Below are 16,504 nucleotides of genomic sequence, written 5' to 3' on the forward strand. Positions count from 1 at the left end.
GTCGGTTCGGTAGTTCGGTGGTGCCGATGCTGTCGTCTCGCTTGATGCTCCCCCGCCTGAGCGGGTTCGCACCGGGGAAGTGCGGGACCACAGTCGACCCCTTGCTATGGGTGAAAGTGACGTGCTACTGCACGATAAGTCACCCAGGTCAGACTTTGAGGTATTTCCGGGTTGTCAGGAATGTCGGGACGACCGCCAGCACCAGTCCGACCACCACCATGATCAGGGTGGCCCGGAAGGTTTCGGGCGCGCCGATCCGCTCCCAGGCCCGGAACGTCTCCTCCGCCTGTTTGGTGATCAGGAAGTAGACGCCGAGCCACAAGGTGCCGCAGGCAAGGACCGCGCCGATCAGTGCCGCCAGGATCGCCTCCAGCAAGAACGGCAGCTGGATGTAGAAGTTCGAGGCGCCCACCAGGCGCATGATGCCTATCTCCCGTCTCCGAGCGTAGGCCGCCAGCCGGATCGTGTTGGAGATCTGCATCAGGGCGGCGACCAGCAGCAGGCCGGCCGCGATCAGTGCTCCCCATCTGAGCTTGTTCAGCGCGGTGAAGAGTGGATCCAGAAACTGTCTGAGGTCCTGCACGTTGTCGACGCCGGGCAGACCCGACACAGCACTGACCAGGTTCTGGTAGCGCTGTGGATCCTTCAGCTTGACCCGGAAGGACTCCTGCATCTGGTCCTCGGTCACCGTGCTGACGATCGGCGAGTCCTTGTAGAGCTTCTTGAACTGGTCGAACGCTTCCTTCTTGGACTCGCCGAACACGCCTTCCGGCGCGGTGTCCGGGTTCGACTCGATCACCTGCTTGATCCGGTTCTTCTGCTCCGTGGTCACCTCGGCGCCCGAGCAGCCGCGGCCGCCGGAGTCCTTGGTGCAGAGGAAGATCGAGATCTGGATCTTGTCGTACCAGTTCCCCTTCATCAGGTCCACCTGCTCGCGGGCGAGCAGCGCGCTGCCGAACAGCGACAGCGAGACCCAGATGGTGACGACGACCGCGATCGTCATCGAGAGGTTCCGCTTCAGGCCGATGCCCAGGTCGGAGAGGATGTAGTTGAGTCGCATAGGACAGTCAGTTCCGTATCGTCGTGGGTCTAGTGCTGGTAGCCGTAGACGCCACGCGACTCGTCGCGGACGACATGGCCGTTCTCCAGCTCGATCACGCGCTTGCGCATCTGGTCCACGATCGAGACGTCGTGGGTCGCCATCACCACGGTCGTCCCGGTGCGGTTGATCCGGTCCAGCAGCTTCATGATGCCGACCGAGGTGCCGGGGTCCAGGTTTCCGGTCGGCTCGTCCGCGATCAGGATCATCGGCCGGTTCACGAACGCGCGGGCGATCGCCACCCGCTGCTGCTCACCACCGGACAGCTCGTCCGGCAGCCGGTCCTCCTTGCCGTCCAGGCCGACCAGCTCGAGCACCTCGGGCACGGTCTTGCGGATGTGCGAGCGGGGCTTGCCGATCACCTGCAGGGCGAAGGCGACGTTCTCCGCGACGGTCTTGTTCGGCAGCAGCCGGAAGTCCTGGAAGACCGTGCCGATCTGGCGGCGCATCTGCGGGATCCGCCAGCTGGCCAACCGGTTCAGGTCCTTGCCGGCCACCATGATGTGGCCCTTGGAGCTCCGGTGCTCCCGCAGGACCAGACGAAGGAACGTCGACTTGCCGGACCCGGAGGTACCGACCAGGAAGACGAACTCGCCTTTCTCGATCTCGACGTTGACATTCAGCAGGGCAGCCTTGGACTGACCCTCGAAGGTCTTGGAAACATTCTCGAAGCGGATCACGGGAGCTTCCGGCCGTGGTCGGGAACAGGGAGCAGCGCATAGGTAGCCACCAGGGCACCGTACGCCACCGGAGCGGCCGTCGATCAGTGTAGGGGTTTCCCGGGCGTGGTCCGAGCAGGCGTCCCGCCCTTACCGTCACTGTCCTATAGCCGTACTACGGTGCGCGGGCTGAGGCAGGCGGGCACAGCACAGGCAGTCACTGGCTGCGTACGCGAGCAAGCTCGCACCTGTGGCTGGGCGGGCGCCCGGCCACAGACCCGCAGTACGGGGCGGATCAGGCTGGGGCCGGTGCGGCGCCGTTGCCGTTCTCTGGGCGGGCGCTCGCGATGCGGGCGACGCCGGCATCGGGCTTGCGGCCTGCCCTGCGGGCGGCTTCCACGTGCAACCTGGCCAGCTCGACCGCTTGGCGGGAGACCTTGACGGTCTTCTTCTCAGCCATCGGCACTGTCTCCCTCGACCACATCGGCATCTTCTTCCGCGATATCAGCGTACGCGGCGGGACCGACCCGGTCGATCGCTACAGCGGCCGTCAGCGCGGCGACCAGATCGTAGTCCTCGGGCTGTAACAGCTCCGATCTCATCAGTGAGCGCAGTGTCACCACACCGGCGTGGGTACCGGCCTCGTCGCCGGTCAGGATCTGCTCGACGGCCCAGCGGACCATCCGCATCGTCTCCTCGCGGTGCCGCCAGGTGTCCAGCTCACGGTCGGACTTGCGGGTCAGGTAGGAGCCCAGCGCGACGCCGCCGAGGGCGAGGAACGGGCTCAGCACGGTGACGATGACTCCGATCACCGAGATCCAGGTGGGAATCACGGACACGCCCCAGAACTCATCAAGGTCCTCCCAAATCCATGGTGATGGCCGGTCGATGATGCTACGAAGGACAGCACACCACCAGCCACCGACAAGTCATCGTCGAGACACCGACCAGAGGGAGCAGTGTCACCGTGAAGGACGACGAGCCCTGCTACGACGTGTTCGTGCAGGGGACCGTGTTCCTCGACATCGTGCTGACCGGCCTGGAGTCCGCCCCGACCACCGGTACCGAGATCTTCGCCGAAGGCATGGGCTCCTGCCCGGGCGGCGTCGCCAACTTCGCCATCGCCGCGAGCCGCCTCGGCCTGCGCAGCGGCCTGGCCGCCGTGTTCGGCGACGACGTGTACGCCGACTTCTGCTGGCGCACGCTCGCCGACCAGGAGAAGGTCGACCTGTCCCACTCGCGCCGGATCGGGCACTGGCACTCCCCGGTCACCGTCTCGATGTCGATCGACCGGGACCGCGCGATGGTGACCCACGCGCACGAGGCGCCGGGCGATCCGAGCAAGCTGGTCGGGCCCGGGCTGAAGACCAGATCCGCGATCGTACCGGTGGCCGAGGAACTGCCGAGCTGGACCGCCGAGGCACGCCAGTCCGGCGCGCTGCTGTTCGGCGATGTCGGCTGGGACCCTACCGACGTCTGGTCTCCCGCGGTGCTCGACGTCCTCGACGGCTTCCACGCCTTCACACCGAACGCGGGCGAGGCGATGGCCTACACCCGGACCGACTCCCCCAAGGCCGCCTTGCACAAACTGGCCGAGCGGGTCCCGCTGGCCGTCGTCACCAACGGGTCGGACGGTGTCCTGGCGATCGACTCCGAGACGGGTGAGGAGGAGTACATCCCTGCCCTGCCGGTTCGCTCGTACGACCCGACCGGTGCGGGTGACGTGTTCTTGGCCTCCCTCGTACTGGGGACGCTGCGTGGCTGGCCGTTGGCTCACCGGCTCGCGTTCGGCAACCTTTGCGCCGGCTTGTCCGTCCAGCACTTCGGCGGATCCCTGGCGGCGCCGGGCTGGGGCGACATCATCGACTGGGTTCGCGACCACAGCCGTCACCGCCCGGGCGACGTCGACCCCGAGGTGCTGCGCCACTACACCTTCATCGGCGACGTCCTCCCCGAAGGACCGGTCCCCATCGTCCGCCGCGCCAGCGCCACCATCGCCCGCCTCTCCGACGCTTGACGTCAGCGAATCAGTCCAGAGTCCCGCGCGGCGCCACCCAGAGATGCGGCTGCCCCGTGGTTGCGGCGATGTGCTCGAAATCGGCGTCGTAGTGCAGGATCACCGCATCGTGTTCTTCTGCGACGGCGGCGGTCAGCAAATCCACCACTCCGGCGGCGCGATGATGTCCCCGCGCCGCCATCCGAAGCTGGACCTCACGGGCCCGATCGGCGATGGCCTCAGTGACCGGAAGCACCGTGTACAACGCCTTCCTCCGGGCGGCGATCGTCCGTAGGTCCTCAAGATCCCGGCCCGAGTAACCGGCTTCGAGATCGACAGTGACGCAGGTTGCGGCCGCACGATCCACGATCAGACCGGCGATCACGGTTCGCACCGCAGGATGCCGACTGCGAGCCTGCGCCGACGTGTCAACCAGATAGAGCTTGCCGACACCGGTCACCGTGCTCAACGGCGAGCCTCCCGCATGATGTCCGAATCGGCGATATCAGGCCCGACCCCCAGGGCGAACGGGTCGTCGAGCAGCGCTTCGATACGTTCGCGTCTTCTGGCGACGAACTCCAAGGCGGCGTTCACCGTGTCCTTCTTCGTCACCGTTCCCAACTCCTTCGCCGCGAGCGCCAACGCCTCGTCATTGAGATCGATCATCGTCTTCATGTAGACAACGATATAGCCGCATATATACACCGAGACATACTCCGTCCCCAAACCGATACCTATCACCGCTCGTCACTTGACTCTCCCGCTTTCCGCGCTATATTCAACTCATCGGTTTAGAACCAAGTAGTTGAATAGGAGCCAGCGACCATGCCGACCGACCAGCTCAGCCGCACTTTCGCGGCTCTCGCCGACCCGACGCGGCGCGCGATCCTGGCGCGGTTGTCGGCGGGCGAGGCGACGGTCGGCCAGCTCGCCGAACCCTTCGCGATGAGCTTCGCCGCGGTCTCGAAGCACCTCCGGGTGCTCGAGACCGCGGGCCTGGTCACCCGCGGCCGGGACGCGCAGTACCGGCCGGCCCGGCTGGACGCGCGGCCGCTCGCCGCGGCGTCGGAGTGGATCGGCGACTACGAAAAGTTCTGGGCCGACAGCTTCGACACGCTCGGCAGCTATCTCGACAAGCTGCAGCAGACCAACCCGCCATCCAACGACACCCCAGGAGAACTGCCATGAGCAACGACGTAGTCGTTACCCGTACCTTCAACGCGCCCCGCGAACTCGTCTACGAGGCGTGGACCAACCCCGAGCACTTCTCCGTCTGGTTCGGCACCGACGCGGTCGACGTACCGCTGGACACCCTCAGCCTCGACGTCCGGGTCGGCGGCGCGTGGAACGCCGTGATGCAACTGCCCGACGGCAACCAGATCCACTGGGTCGGCGAGTACACCGAGGTCGACCCGCCCGAGCGGCTGTCGTTCACGATGACCGACGACCCCGCAAACCCGTCGGACGTGCCGATCGTGGTCGTGTTCGCAGAGGTCGCCGGTGGCACCGAGATGACCCTGACCCAGCTCCGCGGCGACTTCACCCAGGAGCAGGTCGAGGCCACGATCATGGGCTACAACGGCTTCTTCGACTCGATGGAGAAGGTGCTCGCCGCCCAGAACTGACCGTCCCGACTGTGCTGATCGTGCTGATCAGCGCGACAGCTAGAAGCAGCAGCCCCGCGACCAGGAAGCCGTGGGAAGGGGTCGTGCGATCGATCGCGAGGCCGGCCAACGACGAGCCGGCCGAGCTGCCGAGGTTGTTGATCGTGTTGATCCACGTGCTCGCCTCGGTCCGCTCGTGGGCCGGGGTGAGTTCGTCGGCGGCCAGGTAGGACACGACGAACAGCGGCGCCACGGCGAGTCCGCCGATCCCCAGCACCACACCCAGCACGATCAGGTTGCCGGCCAGCGACGCCGCAAGGAAACCTAAGCCCAGCAAGGCGATCAGGCCGGCCAAGTGCTGCCAGTGAGATCGAGTATGGGTACGGCGGGCCCACACCAGCCCGCCGACCACACTGCCCAAGCCGATAGCGGCTTCGACGAATCCGGCCGCTCCAGCGCGACCCTGGCTCTGCGCAACGCCTGCCACGCAGACATAGGCGACGCTCACCCCGGCGGCCACGAAGAAGATGACGAGCAGGACCCGCCGCAATCTCGTACTGCGGAGCGGCCCGGGATCCAGGAACTTCCGCGGAGTCGGAGGTTGCTCCGCGACCTGACGTGCCAGTGGCGTCGTCACCATCGCGAAGGTCCCGCAGATCATCAGCACCGCCGCGCACGACAACGCGACCGGCGCGGACCAGAAGCTGGTCAGGAGTCCGGCGATGAGCGGACCACCGAGGTAGAGCGACTCCTCGCAGATCGCGTCGAGGGCATAGGCACGCTGCTTCAGGTCGGACTTGTCGGTGATGAGCCGCCAGGTCGAGCGCATCGACGGCCCGAGTGGTGGGGCGAACACCCCGGTCAGGCCGACGAGGAGCACCAGCACGGCCGCGTTCGGCGTACGGGTGAACGCTGTTGCGGCCAGGCCTGATCCGCAGAGGGCTGCCAGTGGCGGGAGGACGCGGCGCTGGCTGTAGCGGTCGACCAGGCGCGCCTTCCACGGCATCGTCAGCGAGGCCAGGCCGAACGCGGCGACGGCCGAGCCGGCGGTGGCGAAGGAGTCGGTGGCTTGTTGAACGGTAAACAAAGCGGACAGCGGGAGCAGACCGTACGACAGCCGGCCGAACAACGCCGGCACGAACGTGCGCAACGCGTAGGGCAGCAGCAGGACGTCGCGGTAGCTCCCGGCACGGGTTGTGCCGGACACGAGAACGCTCCTAGAGCAGTAAGAGGACAGGGCTCAGCTCCGCGACAGCGTCAGCGTCGCGGGGAGCGCTCTCTAGGCACGGGGGTCGGACATGCGCCGCATCCTACCTCTGATCGCCCCTCGAACTCGTGGGCTTTTCACAGGGTGGAAGGCGGTCCGGAGACACCCACCGGTCGTAGGGTCGAAGGATCGGCGTGCGGGCTGTGGGACCGCGGCCCCCGAGCGGTGGAGGTACGGCGAGATGTCGGATGCTGGAGGCAACGGGTTCACCACGCGGCGGTTCCTCGCGGTCTCCGGGCTGGCCGGCTACGGACTGGCACGGATCCCTTACAGATATGCGAATGCGGTGTTCTACTTCATCGTGGCGACGCTGCTGGCGGGTGGTCGTTCCTAATTCCAAGAGCTTCGTCGCCGCGATCGGTACGATCACCTTCATCGGCTCCTGGAACGCGTTCCTGTGGCCGCTGGTCATCGCCCCCGATCAGACCCCCTGGACGGTTCAGATCGCGCTCTCCACCTTCCTCACCGCGCAGACCATCGACCTGCCCCGACTTTCATCGCCGCCACCATCGAACGCTCAGGGATCAGCGAATAGCACGGAAAGAGAGGCATCGTGACACTGATCGACGACCTTCGCGGTCGCTTGGCCGGCCCGGTACTCGGTCCGGCAGACGACGACTTCGCCACCGAGATCGCGGCCTGGAACACCGCCAACCAGCACACCCCGGAGGTCGCCGTCGGCCTCACCTCCGAGGACGACGCCGCCGCCCTGGTACGTACCGCGGCCGAGGCCGGTACGCCGATCCGGGTGCTTGCCACCGGCCACGGCTCCGCCACACCTGTCACCGACGGCATCCTCGCCACCACCTCGCGGCTCACCGGCGTCACCATCGACGCGGAGAACCGGATCGCCCACATCGCGGCGGGCTGCCGCTGGGCGGAGGTGGTCGCGGCCGCGGCCGAGCACGGGCTCGCACCGATCACCGGGGCGTCCGACACCGTCGGGTGCATCGGCTACACCCTCGGCGGCGGCCTCGGCCCACTCGCCCGGACGTACGGGTTCTCCTCCGACTGGGCGCGTGGCTTCCGGATCGCCGTCGCCTCCGGGGAGGTCGTGACCGCCAACGCGACCGAGAACCCGGACCTCTTCTGGGCGTTGCGCGGCGGCAAGGGCGGCTTCGGCATCGTCACGTCGATGGACTTCGAACTCGTCGAGCTCACCACGCTCTACGGCGGCTCGGTGTTCTTCGACACCGCCGAGATCAGTGCTGGGGTGTCCACCTGGGTCGATTGGACCAAGACCTTGCCGGAGACCGCGACCTCGTCGGCCGTCATCCTCCGGCTGCCACCGCTGGAGTTCATTCCCGAACCGCTGCGGGGCAAGACCGTGCTCAGCGTGCGGTTCGCCTTCGTCGGCGATCCGGCCGAGGGTGAGCGTCTGTTCAAGCCGATCCGCGACGTGGGCCCCACCCTCATCGACGCAGTCGCCGAGATGCCCGCGTCGGCGATCGCGACGATCCACAACGACCCCAAGGATCCAGGGCCGGGCTGGGATCGTGGCCTGCTGCTGAACGAGATCGATGCCGACTACGTCGCGGCGTTCCTCGCAGCGGCCGGTCCGGACCAGCAGCTCCCCTTCGTCGTCGTCGAGATGCGGCACCTCGGCGGAGCCACCCGGCGCGACGTACCGGAGGGCAGTGCGGTCGGCGGTCGTGGCGGCGCTTACACGCTGTTCATGGTGGGTGTGCCCGATCCGAGCCTGTTCGAGAAGGTGCTACCCATGGCCGCCGACGCGCTGCTCGAGCCGCTGCGCCCGTGGATCGCCGCCGAGAACACCGTCAATATGGCGGGCGGTCTGACGGTCCCGGGCTCGTACGAGGCGTCGTGGCCGGCCGCGACCTTCACGCGGCTCGCGGAGGTCCGGACGGCGCACGACCCGAACACGCTCTTCCCCTACGGCCCGCCGAGCTAGGTCAGCCGTACTTCACCTGCGCGGAACCACCACGTGAGGGCCTCGGGGTCCAGCCAGCCGGCTTGGACCGCGGGGTCCTCAGCGGCGTACTGCCGGGCTTCTTCCACTCCGACGCGGTAGATGCACAGGCCGCTCAGCGTCGCGTCCAGGCCGTCACGGAACGGACCTGCTGCTGCCATCAGGCCGCGCTGCCGCAGCGAGTCCAGGAAGTCGAGGTGCGCCTGCTGGATCCGGTCCTCCTCATCCTCGGGCAGATCCGGTCGGTCCGGCCTCCGGCGCAGCAACACCAGCGTCAGGCCCTCCATCCCCGGCCGCGGCGGCGTACTCACATCCGCTCCGAGAGCATGAAGGTGTTGCCGTCCGGGTCGTAGAACGTCGCCAGCCTGACCTCGTCGGCGACCAGTCGGGTCTCGCCGTCGAAACGGGTGCCCAGGGACTCGAGGTGGCGGCGGGCGCTGTCGATGTCCGACACGCCGAACGTGATCGCCGGGCCGCCCTCGATGTGCGGCTCCTCGACCTCGCCTAAGCCGATCCCAACGCCGGGCAGATGCGTGCTCAGCTCCGCCCATCCCCAGGCGTCCAGCCGGTGCACGACCTCGAAGCCGAGCGCCTCCTGGTACCAGCCGAGAGACCGCTCGAGGTCGTTGACCTCCAGAGCGCAGACCAGGCGCCCGTCGTAGGCGATGCGCGATGCGTCCCGCGACGCACCCGGCCGAGAATCCGTCATAGTCTCGTTTTTATACTAGGCTTACTTCTGTGTCAACGCTGGTCCGCCTCGCCCACCACCGCTGGGCCATCCCGGTGCTCGCCCAACTGCACAGTGCCGGCGGCGGCCGCTTCGTCAACCTCACCCACAGCCTGGGCGTCAGCCGCGAATCCCTGCGGCGGACCCTGACTGCGTTGGAGTCCTATGGACTGATCCACCGCAACCCCGGCTACGGCCACCCGCTGCGCCCCGAGTACCTCCTGACCGCGACCGGCGAGCGCCTGGCCGAGCCCAGCCGCGTCGTGATCGATCTCCTGGCGGAACTCCACGCAACAGAGGTCGGCCTCAGGAAGTGGTCCCTGCCGATCTTGAACGCCCTCGCCGAGGACCGACTCCGGTACTCCGAACTGCGCAATGCCCTGCCCGGTACTACGCCTCGCGCGCTGACCCTCGCGCTCAAGGACCTGGAGGCGGCACGACTCGTCTCGCGGGTCGTGACCACCACCTACCCGCCGACGACCAACTACGGCACCACGGCGCGCGCAGTACCGCTCGCGCTGGCTGCAACTCGGCTGGCGGTTAACTGACGTCCGAGGCCGAAGGCTCCCAGGGAAAGGCCTCTGGCAGCAGGTCGATGATGCGGACGCTGCCGGTCCCCTGGGCAGTCGGGATGATCACGCGGATGTCCGGGTGATAGTCGAACAGGATCTGGCGGTCGCGCCCGCAGGGGCCGTAGACGCCGCGCCCCTCGTTGCCGACTGCAACGATCATGGTGAGCTCGCGAGCACCCTCGGCCCGGGCGCGGCCGAGCGCGACCAGCTCCGCGCAGGGACCGCCGGTGAAGTGGTAGAGGTTGATGCCGGCAAACATCCGCCCGTCGGCGGCGCGGACCGCCGCACCCATCGTGTAGACGCCGTCGGGGCCATCCGTGTTCTCGTCCACCGTCCGCCGGGCCAGCTCGATCAGCTCGTGATCTTCAGCGGTCAACGGCCGCACCTCGATCGTCATCCCCCAACGCTCCCACAACCCACCAGGCCGCTTCCATCGGGTTCCCGGCGGCCCGCGGTTCGCCGCGGCGGCGTACAGGTCAGAAGGCCGGGATGATGTCCTTGCCGTAGGCCGCGAGGGTGTCTTCCTTCGCGTCGTGCTGCAAGTAGAGGGCGAACTGGTCGACGCCGAGCGACTTGAGCTCCTCGAGCCGGGCGAGGTGGTTCTCCACCGGGCCGAGGATGCAGAAGCGATCGACCACCTCGTCGGGGACGAAGTCCGTGTGGGTGTTCCCCGCCCGTCCGTGCTCGGCGTAGTCGTAGCCCTTGCGCCCGGCGATGTAGTCGGTGAGCGCCTTGGGGATCTCCCCCGACGTCCCGTACCGCGCGACGATGTCCGCCACGTGGTTGCCCACCATTCCCCCGAACCAGCGGGTCTGGTCGCGCTGGTGCGCGAGGTTGTCCCCGACATACGCGGGCGCGGCCACGCAGAACTTGATCTTCGCGGGATCACGGCCGGCCTGTTCGGCGGCCCGGTGTACGGCCGAGATCATCCATGCGGCGATGTCGGGGTCGGCGAGCTGCAGGATGTACCCGTCGCCCACCTCGCCGGTGGCCGCGAGCGCCTTCGGCCCGTAGGCGGCGACCCAGACCTCGAGCGCGCCGTTGTCCACCCAGGCGAACTTGAGCTCCTGTCCGCGGTACGAGACCGTCCGGCCGGCCGCGAGCTCGCGGACCACCTCGACGCACTGCTTCAGCTGGTCGATCGTGCCGGGCTTGGCGCCGAGCGTGCGCAGCGCCGAGTCGCCCCGGCCGATGCCGCAGATCGTCCGGTTGCCGTACATCTCGTTCAGCGTGGCGAACTGGGACGCGATCACGGTCCAGTCCCGGGTGCCCGGATTCGTCACCATCGGGCCGACGATGACGCGCTGGGTGGCCGCGAGGATCGCGCTGTAGATGACGAACGGCTCCTGCCAGAGCAGATGCGAGTCGAAGGTCCAGACGTAGTCGAAGCCGGCCTCCTCGGCTTTGCGCGCGAGGTCCACCACCGCGGCCGCGGGCGGATCACACTGGAACACCACTCCGAAGTCCACGGCGTCTCCCCTCCCCATCAAGCATTGTCAGACCAGGTACGACGAGAGTCCGCGGCGCAGGTACTTCCCGCGGCCCTTGCGGCCATGGTAGTTGCCATCGGCCACGATCACCTCGCCGCGGGAGATCACCGTGCCGACCCGGCCGGCGATCTCGGTACCCTCGTACGCCGAGTAGTCCATGTTCATGTGGTGCGTCTCGACGCCGATCCGGGTGGTCCCGTTCGGGTCGTAGACGACCAGGTCCGCGTCGGAGCCGGGGGCAACGATCCCCTTCTGCGGGTAGAGCCCGAACATGCGGGCCGGGGTGGTCGCGATCGTCTCCACCCAGCGCTCCAGCGACAGCTGGCCGTCTACCACACCTTGGTAGATCAGGTCGACGCGGTGCTCGACTCCGCCGATGCCGTTCGGGATCTTGGAGAAGTCGCCGACGCCGAGCTCCTTCTGGTCCTTGAAGCAGAACGGGCAGTGGTCCGTCGACACCACGGCCAGATCGTTGCTGCGAAGCCCCTTCCAGAGGTCCTTCGCGTGTGGCTCGTGCTTGCTGCGCAGCGGCGTCGAGCAGACCCACTTGGCGCCCTCGAAGCCGGGCGCGCCGAGCTGGTCCTCCAGCGTCAGGTACAGGTACTGCGGGCAGGTCTCGGCGAACACGTTCCGGCCCTGGTCGCGCGCCTCCGCGACAGCCTCGAGCGCTCCACTCGCCGACAGGTGGACGATGTAGAGGGGGCAGTCCTGCGCGACGGATGCCAGCGTGATCGCCCGGCTGGTCGCCTCCGTCTCCAGCGCCGCGGGCCTGGTGATCCCGTGGTAGATCGGATCCGTCTCGCCACGGGCCAGCGCCTGCTGCACAAGCACGTCGATAGCGATGCCGTTCTCCGCGTGCATCATGATCATCGCGCCGTTCTCGCGCGCGGTCTGCATGGCCCGGAGGATCTGCCCGTCGTCGGAGTAGAAGACACCCGGATAGGCCATGAACAGCTTGAAGCTGGTGATGCCCTCGTCCGCGACCAGCTGATCCATCGCCTTCAGCGCGTCGGTGTCGACACCGCCCAGGATCATGTGGAACGCGTAGTCGATGTGACAGTTGCCCTCCGCCTTCGCGTGCCAGGCGGCCAGCCCGTCCTGCACGACCTCACCGGTCCGCTGCACGGCGAAGTCGATGATCGTCGTGGTGCCACCCCAGGCCGCGGCGCGCGTCCCGGTCTCGAAGGTGTCACTGGCCGCCGTCCCGCCGAACGGCAGCTCCATGTGCGTGTGCGCGTCGATCCCGCCCGGGATGACGTACTTGCCGGTGGCATCGATCACCTCGTCGGCCTGCACGGTCTGGCTGTACGACGGGTCGAGCAGCGCGGCGATCTTCTCGCCCTCGACCAGCACGTCGGCCGGCTGCGCACCGGTCGGCCCGATCACGGTTCCACCCTTGACCAGCAACGACATCCTCGAAGCTCCTTCTGTCGAACCCGGTTCCGGCGCTTGTCCCGGCTGCTACGGCTTGGTCAGGTCCCCGTATGCGTCCGGCCGGCGGTCACGGTAGAACTGCCAGCGGTCCCGGACGGTGTCGAGCAGACTCAGATCGAGGTCCCGGACGATCAGCTCGGGGTCGTGGTCGTGCCCGACCTCCCCGACGAACTTCCCCTCCGGGTCGACGAAGTACGACGAACCGTAGAAGTCGTTCTCGCCGAAGTCCGACTCGATCCCGACCCGGTTGATCGCGCCGATGAAGTACTCGTTGGCCACCGCGGAGGCGGGCTGCTCGAGCTTCCACAGGTACGACGAGAGGCCGCGGCTGGTCGCCGACGGGTTGAAGACGATCTTGGCGCCGGCGAGTCCGAGCGCACGCCAGCCCTCGGGGAAGTGCCGGTCGTAGCAGATGTAGACGCCGATCCGCCCGACCGCGGTGTCGAACACCGGGTAGCCCAGGTTGCCCGGGCGGAAGTAGAACTTCTCCCAGAACCCGTTCACCTGCGGGATGTGGTTCTTCCGGTACTTGCCGAGGTACTTGCCGTCAGCATCGATCACGGCCGCGGTGTTGTAGAGCACGCCCGGCTGCTCCTGCTCGTACACCGGTAGCACCATCACCAGGCCGAGCTCGGCGGCCAGCGCCTGGAACCGCTCGACGGTCGGCCCCGGCACGGACTCGGCGTACTCGTAGAACTTGGGATCCTGCAGCTGGCAGAAGTACGGCCCGTAGAACAACTCCTGGAAGCAGATGACCTTCGCCCCCGCCGCAGCCGCCTGCCGTGCGTACTCCTCGTGCGCCTTGACCATGGACTCCTGGTCACCCGTCCAGTTGGTCTGCACCAGCGCCGCCCTGACAACCTCCGCCATAGCCAACCTCCCTAGCCGAGCCCCCATCCTTCATCCGCCACCCCAGCCCCGTCAACGATGGGTTGGCACCAGGGAGCCGTCGGCGGTGGTGAGGGGGTTGACGGAGTGGCCGGGCGGGTTGGTGGAGGCCCGCACGGCGGCTAGTTCGTCGGTCGGTAGGACGACCGGCGAAGGGAGGGTTCAGAAGACGAGGATTGCGGCGACTACGGCGATGAGGACCACGACCGCGCCGACGACGGCCAGCATGCGGCCGTTGACCTTCGGCTCCTCGGTGGGGGACACCTGGCCCTCGTTGACGAAGGCGCGGAACATCTGGGTGCTCGCTCCCGGGTCCTGCTCGTTGTCCGTGACATTGTGCTCAGCCATGGCGGAGACCCTACCGGGGTACGGGATCGCCGACACTCACCGCGGCCCGAACTGACCGGACTCTTACGCTTCCGCCGCGCTCAGTGTTCACCCTCCGTACTCCGCCTGCGCACGCTCAGGTAACCCGTTGCGGCCTGACCAGATCGATGTACCATTTGGTACATGCGCTTCGATCACTCAGTCACAGTCCAGGCCCCACCCGAACGCGTGTGGGCGATCTTCAGCGATGTCGCCAAGTGGCCCGAATGGACCTCGACGATCGACTCGGTCGAACGGCTCGACGAGGGCAGGATCCACGTCGGCGCCAAGACCCGGATCCGTCAGCCGAAGCTCCCGGTCGCGATCTGGGAGGTGACCGAGGTCGTCGAGGGCGAGTACTTCGAATGGGTCTCGCGCGCCCCCGGCATCAGGACGATCGGCGGCCATCGCGTCACCGTGACGCCCGAGGGCACGGTCGCCACCTCGACGATCATCCAGGAAGGACCGATCGGCTGGGTGTTCGGCAAGCTCTACGCCGGCCTCACCCGTCGCTACATCGCGATCGAGGGCGAGAGCCTGAAGAAGATCAGCGAACAGACGTCGTCCGGGACCGATCCGGAGCCGGGCCACCGCGCCGAGCCGGCGTGAGTCGCGAGAGTCTCCTCGACGGCGCGGTCGAGCACTTCGCGAAGAACGGGATCGGTGACGCGAGCCTGCGCAGTATCGCGGCCTCGATCGGCACCAGCCACCGGATGCTGATCTACCACTTCGGCTCGCGCGAGGGGCTGCTTGCCGAGGTGGTTCGCACGGTCGAGGCGCAACAGCGCGACCTGCTGGCCATGCTCAGCGAGAAGGATCTCCCGCTGGCGGAGCAGGCCGAGCAGTTCTGGCGACTCGTCACGGAGGCAGCGCTGATCTACGGCCCGCTGTTCTTCGAACTGTCCGCGCACGCGATGCAGGACCTGCCGCACACCGAGGCACTGAAGGCAGACCTGATCAACGTCTGGCTACCTCCGCTGATCGACCTGTGCATTCGCGCCGGACTCCCGCCGGACGAGGCACCGGCGTACGCGCGGCTCGGGCTGGCAGCGTCGCGCGGCCTGTTGTTCGACCTGCTGCTGACCGGCGACCGCGCCGGCGTCGACGCGGCCTCAGACCTGCTCAACAAACTCTTTACGCCGTAAGGATCACGACGTCCTAAAGAACATTGCCGCAAAGATCACTCAGGTTCGGTCGGCTCGGCGATCCAGCCGGCGACGACTGGCAGGCGGGAGTGGCGGTGCACCGCGACGAAACCGAACGGGCGGTCGAGGGAGACGTCCAGCCGGCGCTCCTGCTTCGTCGGCATCGACGCGCGCATCAGCCCCATCGCCGTCACCGCGGCCGCCTCGAAACCGGTGGCGAAGAACCGTGCGAGCACCGTCTGCTTGGCCTGTCCGACCACCAACGATTCCGGGCTGATCGCGCTGAAATGACCCGGCCCGTCAGGCGGTGAAGTCACCGTGCTCAGCCCGAAGAGTTCCCGCTGCGCCAGCAGATCGTGTTCCATCTCAACCTTGAACGACGGCAGCGACAGCTTCACCTCCGGTACGGGCGACATGCTCAACCCGATCGTGATCCCGGGCGCGATTTCCTGCCCCGGCTGGCCCTGCTGCACCAGCGCCCCACCCGACTGCCCGCCCGACGGTTCCACCGATGCAGCAAGAAGCCCAGCCAGTACTTCGGGCTGCGTCGCGCCCGGCGAGCCGATTCCGAGCAGTACGTCCACATCGGCGTCACCCTGCACGGTGATCACCGTGAGCCCGCCCTCGTACAACCGAACCGAGTCGAGTTCCCGATCGCTCCGTTCGAGCCAATGCCACGAGCCACCCGCCCACGGCCCGTCGTACTGGCGCTTGATCTGTTCCTTGAACGGGCGCGTCCAGGTGGTGCGCAGGGAGAGAGCAGACGCCAGTACTACGGACAGGTCCGGCGTCACCTCAAGTGGCATCTCGCGGATCAGGTTGTCCGTGTGGCGGGCGGCCCAGGCGTCGAGTTTCGCCTTGTCGGCGGACGAGTCGCCGGTGAGCGTGCCGGTCAGCTCGGTCGGGATGACGGTGTCGAACGACTCGCTCAGCTTCAGCTGCTCGTGGACCCAGACGCCGAGTGCGGCGTGCAGATCGGCGGACTCGTCGACGGTCCGGATCAGCTCGACCGCGTCGGCCGCAGCCCTGTCGGCAGCGACACCTGCCGCCTCGGCGAGCTCGGAGCGTCCGGGTTCGTCGGCGGCTGTCGCGAGGAGCGCGAGCAGAGGCCAGAGGCCCAGCCCGGACACGACGGTGTTGCCGGGCGGCAATTGCTTCGCCCAGCGGGAGGTGAGGCTGTTGACGGCTTGCACGACGTCGGCATCCATACGGACCACAGTGCCATGTGAATGGTCATCGGACCCGTCGAACGGGAGTCTGCAGGGGCCTGTCAGGGGCGATCGCGACTATTCAGCGGAATGCTGCTGATTTTCATTTCACCGCTGCT

General features: G+C 67.5%; 23 protein-coding genes. 8 read left to right on the forward strand and 15 right to left on the reverse strand.

Features of this window, described 5'->3' with window-relative positions; translation table 11 throughout:
- Positions 1-148: 148 nt before the first annotated feature.
- The 4 genes from ftsX to ACFPJ1_RS00920 all read right to left on the reverse strand — a co-directional run bounded on the left by ftsX (position 149) and on the right by ACFPJ1_RS00920 (position 2,597).
- On the reverse strand, positions 149-1,060 hold the full coding sequence (gene ftsX, locus ACFPJ1_RS00905) for a permease-like cell division protein FtsX (protein ID WP_380100770.1): 912 nt from the start codon (positions 1,058-1,060) through the stop codon (positions 149-151).
- A gap of 29 nt (positions 1,061-1,089) precedes the next feature.
- A complete protein-coding gene (ftsE, locus tag ACFPJ1_RS00910) occupies positions 1,090-1,779 on the reverse strand; it encodes a cell division ATP-binding protein FtsE (protein ID WP_132187239.1) in 690 nt (229 codons plus the stop codon).
- Positions 1,780-2,053: 274 nt separating this feature from the next.
- Complete coding sequence (locus tag ACFPJ1_RS00915; RefSeq protein ID WP_380100771.1) at positions 2,054-2,218, reverse strand: hypothetical protein; 165 nt, start codon at positions 2,216-2,218, stop codon at positions 2,054-2,056.
- The gene (locus ACFPJ1_RS00920; RefSeq protein ID WP_380100773.1) at positions 2,211-2,597 is read right to left on the reverse strand and encodes a hypothetical protein; all 387 of its coding nucleotides are present in this window, start codon (positions 2,595-2,597) and stop codon (positions 2,211-2,213) included. The genes ACFPJ1_RS00915 and ACFPJ1_RS00920 overlap by 8 nt, the downstream gene beginning before the upstream one ends.
- Before the next feature lie 128 nt (positions 2,598-2,725).
- Between ACFPJ1_RS00920 and ACFPJ1_RS00925 the strand changes: the two genes are divergently transcribed.
- A complete protein-coding gene (locus ACFPJ1_RS00925; protein ID WP_132295151.1) occupies positions 2,726-3,775 on the forward strand; it encodes a carbohydrate kinase family protein in 1,050 nt (349 codons plus the stop codon).
- A 10-nt stretch (positions 3,776-3,785) separates the two neighbouring features.
- Here ACFPJ1_RS00925 and ACFPJ1_RS00930 read toward each other — a convergent pair whose 3' ends face one another.
- Entirely contained in the window at positions 3,786-4,214 is a 429-nt protein-coding gene (locus ACFPJ1_RS00930; protein ID WP_132295561.1) for a PIN domain-containing protein, read from the reverse strand.
- Between the two features lie 5 nt (positions 4,215-4,219).
- Positions 4,220-4,429 carry a type II toxin-antitoxin system VapB family antitoxin gene (locus ACFPJ1_RS00935; protein WP_199234754.1) on the reverse strand — a complete coding sequence of 70 codons (210 nt, stop codon included), beginning with the start codon at positions 4,427-4,429 and terminating at the stop codon, positions 4,220-4,222.
- A 150-nt stretch (positions 4,430-4,579) separates the two neighbouring features.
- On the opposite strand from ACFPJ1_RS00935, the gene ACFPJ1_RS00940 reads away from it, so the two are divergent.
- Together ACFPJ1_RS00940 and ACFPJ1_RS00945 are read left to right on the forward strand one after the other, a co-directional pair.
- The gene (locus ACFPJ1_RS00940; RefSeq protein ID WP_380100774.1) at positions 4,580-4,942 is read left to right on the forward strand and encodes an ArsR/SmtB family transcription factor; all 363 of its coding nucleotides are present in this window, start codon (positions 4,580-4,582) and stop codon (positions 4,940-4,942) included.
- The gene (locus ACFPJ1_RS00945) at positions 4,939-5,379 is read left to right on the forward strand and encodes an SRPBCC family protein (RefSeq protein ID WP_380100775.1); all 441 of its coding nucleotides are present in this window, start codon (positions 4,939-4,941) and stop codon (positions 5,377-5,379) included. The genes ACFPJ1_RS00940 and ACFPJ1_RS00945 overlap by 4 nt, the downstream gene beginning before the upstream one ends.
- Here the strand turns inward: ACFPJ1_RS00945 and ACFPJ1_RS00950 are convergent.
- Positions 5,321-6,565, reverse strand: coding sequence for an MFS transporter (locus ACFPJ1_RS00950; protein WP_380100776.1), 1,245 nt, complete (start codon positions 6,563-6,565; stop codon positions 5,321-5,323). The two genes, ACFPJ1_RS00945 and ACFPJ1_RS00950, sit on opposite strands and share 59 nt — an antisense overlap.
- Before the next feature lie 241 nt (positions 6,566-6,806).
- Here ACFPJ1_RS00950 and ACFPJ1_RS00955 point away from each other — a divergent pair, with 241 nt between their 5' ends.
- Together ACFPJ1_RS00955 and ACFPJ1_RS00960 are read left to right on the forward strand one after the other, a co-directional pair.
- Positions 6,807-6,959, forward strand: coding sequence for a hypothetical protein (locus ACFPJ1_RS00955; protein WP_380100777.1), 153 nt, complete (start codon positions 6,807-6,809; stop codon positions 6,957-6,959).
- Between the two features lie 219 nt (positions 6,960-7,178).
- Complete coding sequence (locus ACFPJ1_RS00960) at positions 7,179-8,537, forward strand: FAD-binding oxidoreductase (RefSeq protein ID WP_380100779.1); 1,359 nt, start codon at positions 7,179-7,181, stop codon at positions 8,535-8,537.
- On the opposite strand, the gene ACFPJ1_RS00965 is transcribed toward ACFPJ1_RS00960, so the two are convergent.
- Positions 8,534-8,866 carry a YciI family protein gene (locus tag ACFPJ1_RS00965; RefSeq protein ID WP_380100780.1) on the reverse strand — a complete coding sequence of 111 codons (333 nt, stop codon included), beginning with the start codon at positions 8,864-8,866 and terminating at the stop codon, positions 8,534-8,536. The two genes, ACFPJ1_RS00960 and ACFPJ1_RS00965, sit on opposite strands and share 4 nt — an antisense overlap.
- On the reverse strand, positions 8,863-9,264 hold the full coding sequence (locus tag ACFPJ1_RS00970; protein ID WP_380100782.1) for a VOC family protein: 402 nt from the start codon (positions 9,262-9,264) through the stop codon (positions 8,863-8,865). Before ACFPJ1_RS00970 ends, ACFPJ1_RS00965 begins: the two co-directional genes overlap by 4 nt.
- Positions 9,265-9,293: 29 nt before the next feature.
- Between ACFPJ1_RS00970 and ACFPJ1_RS00975 the strand changes: the two genes are divergently transcribed.
- Positions 9,294-9,830: a winged helix-turn-helix transcriptional regulator gene (locus ACFPJ1_RS00975; protein ID WP_380100784.1), complete on the forward strand. Its 537-nt coding sequence runs from the start codon at positions 9,294-9,296 to the stop codon at positions 9,828-9,830.
- Here ACFPJ1_RS00975 and ACFPJ1_RS00980 read toward each other — a convergent pair.
- From ACFPJ1_RS00980 to ACFPJ1_RS01000, 5 genes are all read right to left on the reverse strand, one after another.
- Positions 9,823-10,251, reverse strand: a complete 429-nt coding sequence (locus ACFPJ1_RS00980; RefSeq protein ID WP_380100786.1) for a cytidine deaminase family protein — start codon at positions 10,249-10,251, stop codon at positions 9,823-9,825. The genes ACFPJ1_RS00975 and ACFPJ1_RS00980 overlap by 8 nt on opposite strands.
- Positions 10,252-10,330: 79 nt before the next feature.
- Positions 10,331-11,323, reverse strand: coding sequence for a TIGR03842 family LLM class F420-dependent oxidoreductase (locus ACFPJ1_RS00985; RefSeq protein ID WP_380100787.1), 993 nt, complete (start codon positions 11,321-11,323; stop codon positions 10,331-10,333).
- Between the two features lie 27 nt (positions 11,324-11,350).
- Entirely contained in the window at positions 11,351-12,757 is a 1,407-nt protein-coding gene (gene hydA, locus ACFPJ1_RS00990) for a dihydropyrimidinase (protein ID WP_380100788.1), read from the reverse strand.
- A 48-nt stretch (positions 12,758-12,805) separates the two neighbouring features.
- Entirely contained in the window at positions 12,806-13,648 is an 843-nt protein-coding gene (locus ACFPJ1_RS00995) for a nitrilase-related carbon-nitrogen hydrolase (RefSeq protein WP_380100791.1), read from the reverse strand.
- A 180-nt stretch (positions 13,649-13,828) separates the two neighbouring features.
- On the reverse strand, positions 13,829-14,014 hold the full coding sequence (locus tag ACFPJ1_RS01000) for a hypothetical protein (protein WP_380100793.1): 186 nt from the start codon (positions 14,012-14,014) through the stop codon (positions 13,829-13,831).
- A 162-nt stretch (positions 14,015-14,176) separates the two neighbouring features.
- Between ACFPJ1_RS01000 and ACFPJ1_RS01005 the strand changes: the two genes are divergently transcribed.
- On the forward strand, positions 14,177-14,641 hold the full coding sequence (locus tag ACFPJ1_RS01005) for an SRPBCC family protein (protein ID WP_380100794.1): 465 nt from the start codon (positions 14,177-14,179) through the stop codon (positions 14,639-14,641).
- A complete protein-coding gene (locus ACFPJ1_RS01010) occupies positions 14,638-15,177 on the forward strand; it encodes a TetR/AcrR family transcriptional regulator (protein WP_380100795.1) in 540 nt (179 codons plus the stop codon). Before ACFPJ1_RS01005 ends, ACFPJ1_RS01010 begins: the two co-directional genes overlap by 4 nt.
- A gap of 35 nt (positions 15,178-15,212) precedes the next feature.
- Here ACFPJ1_RS01010 and ACFPJ1_RS01015 read toward each other — a convergent pair whose 3' ends face one another.
- A complete protein-coding gene (locus ACFPJ1_RS01015) occupies positions 15,213-16,385 on the reverse strand; it encodes a serpin family protein (RefSeq protein ID WP_380100796.1) in 1,173 nt (390 codons plus the stop codon).
- Between the last annotated feature and the right edge of the window lie 119 nt (positions 16,386-16,504).

The sequence above is a fragment of the Kribbella qitaiheensis genome (genome assembly GCF_042657745.1).
GTDB classification, from domain to species: domain Bacteria; phylum Actinomycetota; class Actinomycetes; order Propionibacteriales; family Kribbellaceae; genus Kribbella; species Kribbella qitaiheensis.

Excerpts from the sequence above, each read along its gene's own strand:
- ftsX (WP_380100770.1), bottom strand. The coding sequence starts at position 1,060 with ATGCGACTCAACTACATCCTCTCCGACCTGGGCATCGGCCTGAAGCGG.
- ACFPJ1_RS00915 (WP_380100771.1), bottom strand. The coding sequence starts at position 2,218 with ATGGCTGAGAAGAAGACCGTCAAGGTCTCCCGCCAAGCGGTCGAGCTG.
- ACFPJ1_RS00935 (WP_199234754.1), bottom strand. The coding sequence starts at position 4,429 with ATGAAGACGATGATCGATCTCAATGACGAGGCGTTGGCGCTCGCGGCG.
- ACFPJ1_RS00940 (WP_380100774.1), top strand. The coding sequence starts at position 4,580 with ATGCCGACCGACCAGCTCAGCCGCACTTTCGCGGCTCTCGCCGACCCG.
- ACFPJ1_RS00945 (WP_380100775.1), top strand. The coding sequence starts at position 4,939 with ATGAGCAACGACGTAGTCGTTACCCGTACCTTCAACGCGCCCCGCGAA.
- ACFPJ1_RS00955 (WP_380100777.1), top strand. The coding sequence starts at position 6,807 with ATGTCGGATGCTGGAGGCAACGGGTTCACCACGCGGCGGTTCCTCGCG.
- ACFPJ1_RS00970 (WP_380100782.1), bottom strand. The coding sequence starts at position 9,264 with ATGACGGATTCTCGGCCGGGTGCGTCGCGGGACGCATCGCGCATCGCC.
- ACFPJ1_RS00980 (WP_380100786.1), bottom strand. The coding sequence starts at position 10,251 with ATGACGATCGAGGTGCGGCCGTTGACCGCTGAAGATCACGAGCTGATC.
- hydA (WP_380100788.1), bottom strand. The coding sequence starts at position 12,757 with ATGTCGTTGCTGGTCAAGGGTGGAACCGTGATCGGGCCGACCGGTGCG.
- ACFPJ1_RS00995 (WP_380100791.1), bottom strand. The coding sequence starts at position 13,648 with ATGGCGGAGGTTGTCAGGGCGGCGCTGGTGCAGACCAACTGGACGGGT.
- ACFPJ1_RS01000 (WP_380100793.1), bottom strand. The coding sequence starts at position 14,014 with ATGGCTGAGCACAATGTCACGGACAACGAGCAGGACCCGGGAGCGAGC.
- ACFPJ1_RS01005 (WP_380100794.1), top strand. The coding sequence starts at position 14,177 with ATGCGCTTCGATCACTCAGTCACAGTCCAGGCCCCACCCGAACGCGTG.
- ACFPJ1_RS01015 (WP_380100796.1), bottom strand. The coding sequence starts at position 16,385 with ATGGATGCCGACGTCGTGCAAGCCGTCAACAGCCTCACCTCCCGCTGG.